The sequence below is a fragment of the Neobacillus novalis NBRC 102450 genome, assembly GCF_001591805.1.
Taxonomy (GTDB): domain Bacteria; phylum Bacillota; class Bacilli; order Bacillales; family Cytobacillaceae; genus Neobacillus; species Neobacillus novalis.
In genome coordinates, this window is record NZ_BCVP01000021.1 from 15,858 (window position 1) to 30,634 (window position 14,777).

Sequence of the window (14,777 nt, forward strand, 5' to 3'; positions counted from 1 at the left end):
GAGTCTCTGTTTATTAACAGCTGCCTGATAAGGAGAGAACTGGGATGATTCGAATTGTAATTGCTGAGGATCAGGAAATGCTGTTAGAGGCAATCGGTTCCCTCCTCAATTTGGAAGATGATATGGAAGTGGTGGGTCAGGCGAGAAATGGAGAAGAGGCCCTTGTTCTAGTGGATCGTTTCCAGCCAGATGTTTGTGTTATGGATATAGAGATGCCTGAAATGAGCGGACTTGAGGCAGCAGAAGCCATAAAGCAATTTGAGTGCAAAGTGATCATTTTAACCACCTTTGCTAGGACCGGTTATTTTGAACGGGTATTACAAGCGGATGTAAGAGGTTATTTATTGAAGGACAGCCCAAGTGAGGAGTTAGCCTTTTCGATTCGCAGCATTATGAAGGGTGAGCGAATTTACTCCCCCGAATTAATCGACAAAGAATCCAATCCTACCGAACGGGCACTGGGCGATGGGCAAGGCCAAATAGATTGCACAACTCAGCAAAGTACCATCAATGGAACCGTAAAAAGTTATTTATCAACCATTATCGATAAAATAAAGTTACCAACCGGATGAATTTTCATACCATACAAAGGACTGCCCTATATTAAAAGGGCGGTCCTTTCAATTTATTAGCATACTTTTTAAAATTTTCAAGTATTGATTTTTCTATCGAACTAATGATTAGATAGTATTAAGGAAGAAAAGCACTGTAATAGGAGCGCAAAATGAATATGAATAAAAAACAAGGGCCATTATTGTCAGAACGGTTTGAGGTAGCGTACAACCAGGTACACGATGCTTTGAGGGATATTGTGCAAATTAATGATGATAGATTTGTAGTTTTGGTCAAGCTTGGGGCAAAAAAATATCAAATCATTGAAACCTATAAAAAAGATCTTGAGCAATATGCTAGACTTCGAAATGCGATTGTCCATGAAAAAATGGAGGTAGGCTTTTATATAGCAGAGCCCAACGCAAAAGTGGTTTCCCATATTGAAAAAATCGCCAATGTGTTTAGCCGCCCTAATTACGCACTTTCCATCGCCACGAAACATGTGGTTTATTTTGATTATCATGACAGCATTTTGAAAGTGACGGCAGCGATAAAGGAGCATGGTTATTCCAAATTTCCAATCTATAAAAATAAAAAATGCGTTGGGCTTCTGACTGCAGGATCGATTGTTAAATGGATGGCGCAAAATATGGAGAGCGGTCTAGTAAATCTATCCGATATCCATGTTTGGGATATCATGAATTATCAAAAAGAACTTATGATTGAAATCGTTCCAAAAGAGATTAATATTTTTGAGGTTGAAAATATTTTCGAAAAAGCACATAAAAAGAAACGGAAATTAGAAGGCGTCATTATTACTGAAAACGGCAATACCGACGAGGCACCGCTAGGAATAATCACTGCTTGGGATCTGATAGAAATTGATTATACAGTTGATTAAGGAAAGGGAGCATCCAAATGGCATGCTCCCTTGTTTTCTTTATGGATTATCGGCAAAATCAAACTCGCTTAGTTGGTCCATGTGGCTGGCAATCATCGCAATAATTGTACTAGCTTCTTCTTTGCTAAAAATGAAATGTGATTCATCTCTAATCAACTCGTCTTCGGTTGTCCAGATTCGGTTGATACGTTTAAGGACGCCGTCTCCTGTTGCTTGAACGACCCCAAATTGATAGGTAACTTCTACTTCATCTGCATGCTTAAAGGCAGTAACCTCAGGAGTGGACCAGTCTACGTCAATTTCTTCAAAAATGTCGTTACTGTTGAGTTGTTCAGCCTGATAATAGTCCCCTTCTTCGTCAACGGCTTCAAAAACCTCCACATCGTCGAACCCTTCATTTGACTGGAGGTAGACGCCATCATCTGAATCGTCATCATCGCCGTTCATGTAATCATGTAGACTCCCATGGACTTCCTCGATAATGTCTTCAATGTCTGAAAGGATGATTTTCGCCGTAAGTCCGCTGTCAGCATCGAAGGTATCAATATAAAATTCCTCGTTTTGCGGGTCAAAGAACAGCGAGCAGAAATAATCACGGTCAAGTTCTTCGGTATCAATATCTGCCGTATCGACGAAAAACTCAATCCTCGGATGTTTAGCCGCTCTTTCAATTGTCATTTGGCCAACCTGATCATATTCGTCACAAATTGACTCCAGGTGTTCTTGCAATTCTCCACATACTCTGTCAAACCATTCTAACGACATTAAACATCCCATCCTTTCAATCTTAATCGAGGTTATTATTACCAACATTTAAAAATTTATGTTCATCCTGGGGTTTAAATAATGTAAATACTTGGATACATCTTGGGAAAAAATGATATACTCGAGACAAGATTATCGAGATGATAGGAGTTTTCCCATGACTTTTCTAGTAAATGAATTAAGTCAAATTTGCACTAACTTTCCCCTAAGAGAAAAAGTCGTTATCGTTGATTCCCATGCCATCGGGGAACAAATCAATGAGGCGTTTATCAAGGAAGGCCATCAGGCAATCAATTTGAAGTATAAAACCGTCTATGATCTTGCCAAGAACCTAGTAGAGCTGCATACAGACCAACCACTAAATAGTTTGGATCATACCGTCGGGGTCCATTTTACTTCAACATTGCTTACGGAACTGAAGGAACAAGGCAGGCTTCGTTACTTCCGCGAAATGGAGATTACGCCTTCCTTTAGCCATGCTATTTATACTACTATTCAAACATTGCTTCTTGCTGGATATACAAAAGACACGTTGAAAAAGGATGCTTTCATCACAGGAGATAAGGCGGAAGATCTATATGAAATCCTTTCTGAATATGAAAAGGCCTTAACCACCCATCAATTTACCGACAAAGCAGCTCTTATAGCTAAAGCGCTGGAATTCGCGCAAATCGATGAAAAGGCAGCATATATTTTACAATCCGGCCTAAATCTTTCACACCTAGAAGAACTTCTCCTTGGTGAAATTATACCTGAGTATGGATATAAACTGCCGCTTGCACCCGTTTATGGCATCAATCCACCTGAGGGGACAAGCATTGGTTCGATTCGAACAGGAGAACCGACACCGCTAAGCTTTCTCTACCAACAGGAAGAAGCAAGCGGCGAGCTGGACTTATGTATTATTACCGCAAAAACTGAGGAAATGGAAGTTAAACAAATCTTAGAAAAAATTAAAACAACAAAGGCACCACTTGATGAGTGCGTTGTTTATTATACAAACGCTGATTCCTACATAACGCTTTTTTATCACCTGTCACAAAAGCTGGACATCCCGATTACCTTTGGCGAGGGGCTTCCGGTTTCTTTCAGCCGGCCGGGACGGTTAGTTTCCGGGTTAATAGGCTGGATTCAGTCCAATTATAGTGTCCAAGCCTTTCTTGATTTGTTGAATGAGGGCTTGATTGTACTTGGACAAGACGCTCCTTCTAAATCAAAAATCGCTAGATTACTCCGGGATTTACAGATTGGCTGGGCGCAGGAACGCTACCTAACACATCTCGATATGGAAATCGACCGGCTGGGTGAAAAGCTGATTCAAGTGGAAGCAAATAATTCTTATGAAAACCGCTTGAAAGATATTTCATGGATAAAGGATTGGTTTGCGTCCCTTTTTAAAAAGCTTCCGCCCCTAGAAACAAGAATGAACTATAAAAAATGCTTAACTGGAATAGCCTATCTTCTAAAAAATAATAGTAAAATGAGCTCCGCTCTTGATGAAATTTCGAAAGTTTCCTTGTTGGAAGAAATCGATAAGATTATCTCGTATGCAGATGAATCGTTAGCAAGCTACGACGTGTTTGAAAAGGTAAAGGACTTACTGCTATCCGTCCGGATTAACAAATCGCGTCCAAAACCAGGTCATCTGCATGTTTCTTCCTATAGAGAGGGCATTTACAATAGCCGGACAACTGTCTTTATCGCGGGCTTAGATAATAAAAAGTTCCCTGGTAATTCCAGTGAAGACCCGTTACTGCTGGACATGGAGCGGATTCAGTTAGGAAACAAGCTGCCATTACTGCGGGAAAAAGGCCAGGTGAACTTATATACACTAGTACAGGTTTTGGCGCAATCAACAGGAACGGTAACAGTCAGCTACTGTAATTTTGATATCAATGCTAATCGTGTCGTTAACCCTGCCTTTGTTTTTTTGCAGTGTTACCGATTAATCGCTGGTAATAAAGACGCCGAATTTAAAGAGTTAGCATCCTTGCCTTCCACCATCATTGCGAATGATATTTTTGAAGATAAGGACTATTGGGATGAAAAATTAATCAGCTTCGTGAATGTTCAACTAACGGAAGGGATTTTAAACCATTTTCAAAATGTTAAAGATGGAATGGAAGCAGAAACGGCTCGCCATACTAACAATTTTTCGGAATTCGAGGGACTCGTACAAATTGATGAAACGCAGTATGACCCGCGCCTTAATCCCGAAAAAACCTTGACTGCCGGCAAACTTGAAACACTCGCGAAATGTCCGTATTCCTATTTTTTAAAGGAAGTGTTGAGAGTAAGACCAATTGAGGATGTTTCGTTTGATGCCAACAAATGGCTCGACCCCGCGACACGGGGAAGCCTGCTCCACAGCATCTTTGAAAATTTCTATAAGCAATTAAAGGGGAAAAAAGCCAAGCCTGTCTATGCCTTGCATGTGGACAAAATCTTAGCGATTGCAGCAAATCTAGTCGAACAGCAAAAAGAAAATCTGCCGCCGCCAAATGACAGAGTCTATCTTCGTGAGTTAAACGATATTTTGGCCTGCTGCAAAATTTTTCTGAAAGAAGAAGAGCGTCACTGCGAAAATTACAATCCGCTTCATTTTGAATATTCCTTCGGCATCGGCGAAACGAACCCAGCCATTATCACACTTCCATCAGGGGAAGTGAAAATCTCGGGAATTATTGACCGCGTCGATCAATCAAATGATGGCAGCTACCACATTATCGATTATAAAACGGGAAGCACCTACAGTTATAAGCAAAATGGCGCTTTTAATGGCGGACGTCAACTCCAGCATCTGATATACGCCTTAGCGATTGAACAGCACTTAAATCTTGGTGCCGGGGCAGTGGAAGAAAGCTCGTATTATTTTCCAACTGTGAAAGGGATGGCCGAGCGATTTATCCGAAAACAGAATAGCACCCTTAGAACAAATGGCTTAGATATTCTTGAAAAATTAGTTGATATCATCAAAAACGGTCATTTTGAAATGACCGATGATGAAAATGATTGTAAGTTCTGCGAGCTTAAGCTAGTCTGCCGCCGGCATTTTTATGATAAAGACATGCTGAAATTGAAACAATCCAATCAGAAGCTAAAGGGGGTTAGAGCCTATGACTAAGGTCATTCAAGACCAGGCCGCACGCGACAAGATTACATCCAAGCTCGGCGCCAATTTTTTAGTAGAAGCCGGTGCCGGTTCGGGAAAAACAACAAGTTTAGTCGAGCGAATGGTGAATCTCATCCAAACTGGAACCGCAGAAATTCAAGAAATTGTCGCCATCACCTTTACAAGAAAAGCGGCAGACGAATTAAAAGTTCGCTTCCAAGCAAAATTAGAGGAAGCCTGGAAAAAGGAAAAGAATCTTGACGCCGAATATCGTTTAGACGTGGCACTAAAAAATATTGAACGCTGTTTTATAGGAACGGTTCATGCCTTTTGCGCCAAGCTCCTGCGCGAGCGTCCAATCGAAGCGCATTTAGATTTGACCTTTAAGGAACTTGAAGAAGCCGATGATTTGGATATTTTAGCAGAAGCATGGCAGCTCTACTTGCAGGAATTAATGGATCAGGACTCACATCATTTTGGGGAAATCGCCGAATTAGGGATTAACGTGGATGATATTTTTCCATGGCTGAAGGATTTAAAGGAATATTCCGATGTTGAGTGGGTGACAGAAACAGTTTCGAAACCGGAGCTGCACGAGGACTACAAATATTTCATGATGTTGATCCAGGAAGCGAAAAAGTTCATTCCAGATACGGAGCCGCTAAAAGGCTATGATGCCCTCCAGAAAGCCATCGTAACCGCTTGTCAAAAGAAAAAATTCATCGACTCATTGCAGGATAAGGACATCATCGGCATTTTTAGTTTATTTGCTAAAAATCTCAAGCCTACCTATAACCGCTGGCCTTCAAAAGAAGACGCTCAATATTATCAAGAGAAAATCACCGCTGCCTTTGAGGTAAATATCAATCCGCTCATCCAGGCATGGAAAGAACATTGTCACCCGAAGATTGTCAGTTTCCTAAAAGGGGCGGTACAATCCTATGAGCAGCTGAAAAAGGAACGGTCGCTATTAAATTTTCAAGATTTAATGATGCATACATCAACATTGCTAAAAGAAATTCGTGAGGTCCGCAGGTACTTCCAAGGGAAATATCGCTTCTTACTTGTCGATGAATTTCAGGATACCGACCCGCTTCAAGCCGAAATCATGTTCTATTTAACCAGTGAAGATAGCGCGGAAAAAAACTGGACCAGCTGTAAACCGAAACCGGGTTCGCTATTTGTGGTTGGCGACCCAAAGCAGGCGATTTATCGTTTCCGCCGGGCCGATATTGATACATACAACCGAGTTAAGCAGTTAATGGAGGAGCATGGAGGAGAGGTATTGCAGTTGACAACGAATTTCCGCACCCTCGACACCGTAACGAAACCATTAAATACCGTTTTTGAACAGCATTTACCGATAGTAGAAACCGTTTATCAAGCAGCCTACCGTCCGCTGATTTCCTATCATGAGGATAAAGGAATTGGCTTTTCGGGGGTTAAATTACTGTCAGTGCCGGCAGATGTTAAAAAGAAGGAAGAGATTATGTTAAAGGATGCCGAAAACATTGCTTTGACGATTCACAATCTATTAAAGCAAGGATATCGCGCTAAGGATTTCATGGTGCTGACAAGATACAACGACGGAATTGCCACCTATGCGAAACGGATAGAAGATATTGGGATTCCGGTCAGTATCAGTGGTGAAGTCATTCTTGGGGAGACACGGGAGTTCCAGGATTTGTGGATCCTTTTAAAATCCTTCTTGGACCCAACGGATGAAGTCGGCTTTGTGGCTGTCTTACGGGGAATATTCTTCGGCATAAGTGACGAGGAATTGTATCAGTGGAAGCAAGCCAAGGGGAGATTTTCGGTATATGCAGACATACCGGACGGACTATCCGCAGAAGTAAAAGCTAAATTTGCATTAGCCTTAAGCAAATTACAGCACTGCCAAAAGCAGATTCTTACCTTTTCACCTACCGCTGCCATCGAAAAAATCAGCGAAGAGATAGGATTCTATCCATTACTGTTAACAAATGGCCGCGGTAAACGCATGTATAAAAGCTTGCTGCAAGTGATAGAAGCCCTAAGGAAGCAGGAGGCAGCAGGAAATACAACCTATAAACAGGTTTTAGAAACTCTTACAGAGATGATTTTTGAAAAAACAGTTGTGACAAACCTCGAGGAAGAGGCTGATGCGGTTCGAATCATGAATGTCCATAAAGCCAAGGGCCTTGAAGCCCCCATTGTCTTTTTGGCACACCCGGCAAAAGCGGTTAGCCCTGAATCGTTCTTATCAAAGCATATTAAACGGGAGGACTTGTCCTCGAAAGGATTCTTCACGTTTACTGTCGATACCGGTTACCAATCAAAAGAGATGGCGATACCGCTTAATTGGGCTGCCCATAAGGCGGAGGAATTAATGTACTTAAGCGAAGAAGAGCTGCGGATTATTTACGTAGCCTCCACCCGTGCCGAGAAGGCATTGATTATTAGCGCAAACGGCAGTAATAAGAAAAACCCTTGGAACACTCTTTTTGAAATGGAAACAATCGAAGAACTGGAAATTTCAGAGTTAGATGCTGTTGCAAGAAAGAACCCTCAAGCGGAAATTACCTTAAGAGATTTCCAGTCCAAAACCATCAGCAAACACGTCTGGATTGATTCAAGCAGTGAAAAGAGCTATGATCTTTGGACACCGACAAAGGACAAGGATTATAGTGTAATCACCATTGAACGGGAATCCGGCGGCGGAAAAGACTGGGGGACGCTCATTCATGATGTGCTCGAAAAAGCGGTTCAAGGCTACGACCTGACCCATTATCTGAAAACGGCTTTGAACAAATTTAAGCTTCCGCCAGCGAGAGAAGCGGAGGTTGAAACATATCTGCAAAATCTTAAGAAGTCAGAGCTTTGGGGAAATTTACAAACAGCAGAAGAAGTGCTGACAGAGGTACCATTTACGTTAAAGGTCGAAAAGGGTCACAAACTTTATCCGCTAATCACAAAGAATCCAATAGATAAGCATCCGTTCTTTGTCAAAGGAACAATTGACCTAATCTACAAAAGGCATGGTTCCTGGACCATCGTGGATTACAAAACAGACCGGGCTAAGCATGAGGAAGACTATGATACTCTTCAGTCATTTTATAGCAGCCAGCTAGCGTTCTATAAAGATGCCTGGGAGGCGTTGACGGGGGAGAAAGTTGAAGCTGAATGTCTTTATTTTCTTACACCCAATCGGATAGCCCTATTCAGTAAATAACATAAAAAACAACTATTTTTAAAGGACTGGTAAAAGTAACCAAAAAGGCTGCCTGTGAAGTATTAATTCACTGGGAGTCTTTTTGGTTTTGAAGTGATCTTGTGAAATTTTTACGAACAATTACAGAAGAATCCTTAAAACATGGATAGGTATGGCGTTGTTTAACTGATTGGTTTATTTATTCGATACTTTTTAATATGATATTGAAGACTTTGCCGGGTAATTCCCAGCTTTGCTGCTGCTTTTGAAATATTCCAATCTGTTTGTTCTAGGGTTATTCGGATATAGTGCTCTTGTGAGTTTGAAAAAATTGAATTAAAAGGTTTCTTTTCCATTCTCTTTATTTTGCTTGATTTTTGGCTTTCGTCGGGGGAAATTTTCCTTTTTATATTGGATGGAAGATGGTCTATTTCGAGAGCTTTATCTATTTCACTTACCCGAATGATCATGTTCTCGATTAAATGCTCAAGTTCTCGCGTGTTGCCAGGCCAATGATAGTGAAGAAGAGTGGTAATCAATGATTTGGAAATATTTGGTACAGACTTATTGAATTTCTTTTTGTATATGTTTAAGAAATAATTGATAAAAAAGTGAATATCCTCTGTTCGCTCCCTTAATGGAGGAATGTACAGACTCGTACGAGCTATTCTATAATATAAATCCAGCCTCATTTTTCCTTCTGAAATCAACTTTTCGGGATCTTCATTTGAGGCACTTATGACAATACAATTAACTGGGGTTACATCATTTGAACCAACCCTTCTAACAAAACGTTCCTGTAAAACACGCATGAGTTTTGATTGTAATGTAATTGGCATTGAATTTATTTCATCTAGAAAAAGAGTCCCGTTTTTAGCATATTCAAACAGTCCGACTTGATTTGTTGCACCGGTAAATGCGCCTTTAACGGTTCCAAATAAGGTGCTTTCCAAAAGATTTTCAGGAATCGCGGCGCAATTTATTGCGACAAAAGGACTTTTTGCTCTTGGACTGTGATTATGAATGCTTTGTGCAAACAATTCTTTTCCTGTACCAGTCTCTCCAACAATTAAAACATCTGTATTGTGAACCGCAATGTTTTGGGCCTCTTTTATTAAGTTTTTAAGAACGAGGCTATTTCCCTTAATATTTTCAAAGGTAAACTCAGTTCCATTCTTTGGTTTAAAGTCTATTTTTTCTACTTCAGTTATTTTTCGTTTTTGTTCGATGGTCTCGTGAAGCATGTCCTTCAGTTTGGATTCATTAGTACTTAAAGAAAATACTGCAATCGTTTCATTGTCCTTTTTAATAGGGAAGGTACTGTAATTCACATACTTTGGGATCCCATTAATGGTTGAATGTGCCCTATATCTTGAAAAAATGGGCTTACCGGTTTTAAATGTGTGCCTATGCTCGGAATTTTGTGGGTTATCATAATTATACGCAGACCATAGATGCTTACCGATAATCTCCTGCCTGTTTAATCCTTCCATTTTCTCCTGTGCAAGATTATATAAGATAATTTCCCCTTCTTGATTACTCATCATCACTCCTTCATCAAGAGATTCAATTATTTTCTCAAGACAATATAATCGCATTTTTGGATTGTTTTTTAAATTTGATATATCCTCTATGCAAAGAATTATGTAGTGCTTATCAGCGGAAAAAGTTTTCGCAGTAATTGCAAGCTTTCTCTGATTAATCATTATCGAAAAAGCTTGATTATCTGCAAATTCCTCATGCGCATATGGAAGAGATTTTGAAATGTGCGTGCCTTCTATAATGTTTACACCAACTCTGCTGGTATCATGGCATAGGACCTCGTGGTTAAGATTAAGCACGATAACCCCGTCAGTAAAACTCCTTATTAAAGAACAGATAGCTGCTTCAATCATCCCCTAACCTCCTGATTAACAATAATTTTCCCTTAACTCTAAATATACCATCTATTTTGAATAATCAAAGTATTTTGCGCAAATTGTATCTGCATAAATAATTTCTGTTACTACCATCTATTCCAAGGATATAAATAGATGTAATGCCTCAAAAGACGCCAAAACTATCTGCGGCAACCAAATCTTGTAGGACTCATAAATTAGACCTTAAAAATTCCTATCTAAGGTTTTTTATTAAAAACGATGTTTAAATCAGTCTATTTTTATTAAATAAGATAACATTAGCCCTAAACAAATTTTTGGCACAGTACTTGCAATAAATAATAGTGAAAAGTTCAAATAATAAGTCTAGGAGGAAATGTTCATGTCAAGACCAGAAATTTTATTTTCAGTTAAAGCTCAAAGGGGTCCTGAACTCCGTTGTAAAGGCTGGAGACAGGAAGCAATTTTGCGGATGCTTGAAAATAATATGGAAAATGCCGAGAAGCCGGAAGAGCTTATCATCTATGGTGGTATAGGGAAAGCTGCACGTAACTGGGAGTCCTACCATGCAATCGTAAAATCATTGAAAGAACTGGAGGACGATGAAACGCTTGTTGTCCAATCGGGTATGCCGGTTGCGGTATTTAGGACACACAAATACGCTCCGACAGTTGTTATGGCCAATACAAATATTATGAAAGCAGATTGGCCCACTTTCTATGACCTGCAGGATAAAAACTTAACGATGTATGCTAACTATACGGCAGCTCCCTGGGAATACATTGGAACACAAGGGGTAATTCAAGGCACATTTGAAACGCTATCGGCAATTGCCCGCCTTCATTATGATGATTCATTAGTTGGAAAAATTCTACTAACCGCTGGTGCCGGTGGAATGGGCGGCAACCAGACACGAGCGATGACCATGCATGGAGGTGTTGCCATACTATGTGACTCTAACGTTGAGATTATTAAGAGAAGAATTGAAAAAGGATTTATTGATTGTTTAGTAGAAACATTAGATGAAGCGATTGCCATGGCAAAACAACATGCTGCAGAAGGGAAACCGCTCGGAGTAGCTGTAGTTGGAAACGCGGCTGATATTTTTGAAGAAGTTATTCAAAAAGGGTTTTTACCGGATATTTCCACCTCAATGACGCCGGGGCATGATCCTATTTCCTATTTACCGGCAGGGTACACTGTTGAGGAAGCTGAACAGCTGCGTGAAACAGATCGGCAGCTTTACTTAGAAAAGGCGCGGGAAACCATGGTTCGTGAATTGAAAGCGCTGATTAAATTTATGGACCTAGGTGTTCATTCATTTGAATATGGAACAAGTCATCGTAAGGAGTGTATCGATGCCGGTATGGAGGAGAAAGAAGCGAAACGCCTGCCAGGTTTCGTCGCAGAATATATTCGTCCGCTTTTCTGTGAAGGCCGTGGACCTTTCCGCTGGGTGTGCCTATCAGGTGATTCTGCAGACCTAAGAAAAATTGATGATATGATTTTAGAGAAATTTAGCGATGACCTTCTTGTGACACGATGGATTAAGCTTGCGAAGAAACATATTCCAATTGAAGCCTTGCCAGCACGTATTTGTTACATGGGTTTTGGTCAGCGGAAAGCCTTTGCATTAGAAGTAAATGACATGATTCGCCGCGGTGAACTCTCAGGACCGGTAGCGTTTTCACGTGATAACTTAGATTCTGGTTCTATCGTAAACCCAACCTTTGAATCAGAAAACATGAAGGATGGCGGTGACTTGATTTCCGACTGGCCGATGTTGAATGGACTTTTAAACGCGATTGGGATGTGTGATCTTATTGCCTTACAAGCGAACTATTCCATGGGAGAAGCTGTTCATACAGGAGTAACGATGGTCGCAGATGGAACAGCTGAATCTGATATGAGACTTGAGGTTGCGATGACCGTTGACTCTGGAATCGGTGTCGTTCGCCATGCCCAGGCTGGTTATGAAACTGCTCGAGATGTTGCAAACGGAAAAGGAAAATTGACAAAAGAGAGTATCAAAATTCCACTTTGGTGGTCACCCAAAGCTACCTTTGGTCCGAAAGATGTACAAACAGAGGATGTGAAGGCGTAATCACTCCTGTATGGTTAGAGCTAATTAAAGAGAACCATTTTAACAGTATGCAATTTTAATAGGGAAAGGATGAAGAGAATATGATGAAAAAGTTGTGGAGAGATGGCGTGAGCCATTTAACCCCATATGTTCCAGGTAAGCCTATTGAAGAAGTTAAGCGGGAATTAGGTTTGGATGAAGTAATCCGCCTTGCTTCAAATGAGAATCCGATGGGGCCTTCCCCTAAAGCATTAGAATCAATGGCAGCAGCAGTAAAAGATTGCTGGTTATACCCCGAACCGAGTTGCCTAGAACTTCGAGAAAAATTGGCTGAAAGGTATGAACTTTCTGCAGAGAAAATAATTGTCGGAAACGGGGCAGACCATATTATCACATTAATTGGCAACGCTTACATTAATCCGGGTGATGAAGTGATCTATTGTCACCCGACTTTCTCTAGTTATAGGGAAATCACACTTCTCATGGGAGGGAAGCCCATTGAGATTCCAACAAGAAATGACTTCGTAACTGACCTTAAAGGAATACTTCATTCGATAACAAATAAAACGAAGTTGATTTTTATTTGTAATCCGAACAATCCTACCGGAACAATCGTTGATACTGAGGAATTAGTTTCGTTTCTAAATCAAGTACCTGAAAGTGTTTTAGTTGTACTTGACGAAGCATATGCAGAGTATATTTCAGTCGGCCACTATCGTACGGGAATTGAATTTGTTAAAGAGGGATATCCAGTCATTTCTATTCGAACCTTTTCTAAATATTTTGGATTAGCGGGGGTAAGAGTTGGTTATGCTGTAGCCGCGGAAAAGTATCTCAAACCTTTGCAGGCAGTTAAGCAAACCTTTTCAGTGAACCGAATAGCGATGGCGGGGGCTTTGGCTGCATTGGATGATATTAATTATGGAGAACGGATGCTTTTGGAGGTAAACAAAGAAAAGGAACGACTGACCGAGCAATTACTATCATTTGGGCTTGACGTGACAGACTCTCATGCTAATTTTCTATTTGTTAATATGAAACGAGATACATCGGAGCTTTTCACAAAACTAATGCATAAAGGTGTTTTAATTCGTCCATGTGGACCGTGGAAATTAGACACATATGCACGCATCACGATCGGAACAATCCAACAAAATGATACATTAATAAATGCCTTAAAAGAGATACAAGAAGCAACAATTTCAATCAAATAAGGAAAAAGGTTGAGATAAAATGAAAAATGGAAAACCGCTTGTTTGGATCTTGGATGACGAATGGACAAATCATCAAATGGAAAAGGAAATTTTTAATGAAAATGGTTTTTTATTAAAAGTTACCTCGTCAAAAACAGTGGAGCAGGATTTCCCTTTATTTGCTCCATATGCAGATGGGGTCATAGCGCAGGTAGGATTTAGTTGCGATCAGACTATCATCAATGAATTAAACTCCTGTAAAGTAATTGCTACCTATGGTGTTGGTTTTAATCACATTGACATAGCTGCCGCTACGAGGAAGGGTATTCCAGTATGCAATGTCCCTGATTATTGTGTAGAAGAAGTTTCGGACCACACAATTGCACTTATATTTTCAGTAACCAGACGGATTCAAAGCTATAGTGCGCAGGTAAAAAGAGGACATTGGGATGCACTTAATACACTGCCGATTAAACGATTTAAGGATAATACAGTCGGATTATTAGGATTTGGGCGCATTGCCCGGGCAGTCGCAGCCAAATTGAAACCTTTTGGTGCCCGCCTAATTGCTCATGATAACTATGTACCCAAGCAAGTATTTGAAGAGTATGCAGTCACCCCAGTAACATTTGAGGAATTAATACAACAGTCTAATCTGCTTAGTCTACATGTACCCTTATCTCCGGAAACGGCTAATATTCTTAACTATGATCGTATGAAAATGATGCCAAGAGGTGCGTTTATTATTAACACTAGCCGCGGGGGGATAGTAAATGAGGAAGACTTAACTAGATTACTTGACTCAGGCCATTTAGGTGGTGCAGGGCTTGATGTATTAAAGCAAGAGCCTCCCAGTGTAGACCATCCACTTTTAAATATGCCTGAAGTTCTAATTACACCCCATGCTTCTTATATTTCAGAGGAATCAGTCACTGAACTTAGGAAACGGACTTGTCAGCATATGATAGATGGGATCAACGGAGTTTCGCTTCCAAATGTGGTAAATCAAAATAAAGTTAGAACATAATGAATTCCACTCATAAATGCCAGGGATAACAGGTAAAGCAAAATTAAAGTTTGTTTTTGCACTACTAATTGAATGAG

General features: G+C 40.3%; 9 protein-coding genes. 7 read left to right on the plus strand and 2 right to left on the minus strand.

Features of this window, described 5'->3' with window-relative positions; all coding sequences use genetic code 11:
- Positions 1 to 44 precede the first annotated feature (44 nt).
- Positions 45 to 572, plus strand: a complete 528-nt coding sequence (locus tag BANVL01_RS15890; protein ID WP_066088457.1) for a response regulator — start codon at positions 45 to 47, stop codon at positions 570 to 572.
- A gap of 152 nt (positions 573 to 724) precedes the next feature.
- On the plus strand, positions 725 to 1,453 hold the full coding sequence (locus BANVL01_RS15895; protein WP_235845604.1) for a CBS domain-containing protein: 729 nt from the start codon (positions 725 to 727) through the stop codon (positions 1,451 to 1,453).
- 39 nt (positions 1,454 to 1,492) lie between these two features.
- Here BANVL01_RS15895 and BANVL01_RS15900 read toward each other — a convergent pair whose 3' ends face one another.
- Positions 1,493 to 2,218: a hypothetical protein gene (locus tag BANVL01_RS15900; protein ID WP_066088455.1), complete on the minus strand. Its 726-nt coding sequence runs from the start codon at positions 2,216 to 2,218 to the stop codon at positions 1,493 to 1,495.
- 157 nt (positions 2,219 to 2,375) lie between these two features.
- On the opposite strand from BANVL01_RS15900, the gene BANVL01_RS15905 reads away from it, so the two are divergent.
- The gene (locus BANVL01_RS15905) at positions 2,376 to 5,342 is read left to right on the plus strand and encodes a PD-(D/E)XK nuclease family protein (RefSeq protein WP_066088452.1); all 2,967 of its coding nucleotides are present in this window, start codon (positions 2,376 to 2,378) and stop codon (positions 5,340 to 5,342) included.
- The gene (locus BANVL01_RS15910) at positions 5,335 to 8,541 is read left to right on the plus strand and encodes a UvrD-helicase domain-containing protein (RefSeq protein ID WP_066088448.1); all 3,207 of its coding nucleotides are present in this window, start codon (positions 5,335 to 5,337) and stop codon (positions 8,539 to 8,541) included. The genes BANVL01_RS15905 and BANVL01_RS15910 overlap by 8 nt, the downstream gene beginning before the upstream one ends.
- 161 nt (positions 8,542 to 8,702) lie before the next feature.
- On the opposite strand, the gene BANVL01_RS15915 is transcribed toward BANVL01_RS15910, so the two are convergent.
- Positions 8,703 to 10,415 carry a sigma-54 interaction domain-containing protein gene (locus tag BANVL01_RS15915; RefSeq protein ID WP_066147964.1) on the minus strand — a complete coding sequence of 571 codons (1,713 nt, stop codon included), beginning with the start codon at positions 10,413 to 10,415 and terminating at the stop codon, positions 8,703 to 8,705.
- Between the two features lie 364 nt (positions 10,416 to 10,779).
- Here BANVL01_RS15915 and BANVL01_RS15920 point away from each other — a divergent pair, with 364 nt between their 5' ends.
- The 3 genes from BANVL01_RS15920 (at position 10,780) to BANVL01_RS15930 (ending at position 14,700) form a co-directional block, all read left to right on the plus strand.
- Positions 10,780 to 12,501 (plus strand): N-tau-methylurocanate hydratase, encoded by a 1,722-nt coding sequence (locus tag BANVL01_RS15920; RefSeq protein ID WP_082805017.1) that lies wholly within the window; start codon positions 10,780 to 10,782, stop codon positions 12,499 to 12,501.
- A gap of 83 nt (positions 12,502 to 12,584) precedes the next feature.
- Positions 12,585 to 13,694, plus strand: coding sequence for a histidinol-phosphate transaminase (gene hisC, locus BANVL01_RS15925; protein WP_218010669.1), 1,110 nt, complete (start codon positions 12,585 to 12,587; stop codon positions 13,692 to 13,694).
- Positions 13,695 to 13,713: 19 nt separating this feature from the next.
- Positions 13,714 to 14,700, plus strand: coding sequence for a C-terminal binding protein (locus tag BANVL01_RS15930; protein ID WP_066088439.1), 987 nt, complete (start codon positions 13,714 to 13,716; stop codon positions 14,698 to 14,700).
- Positions 14,701 to 14,777 lie beyond the last annotated feature (77 nt).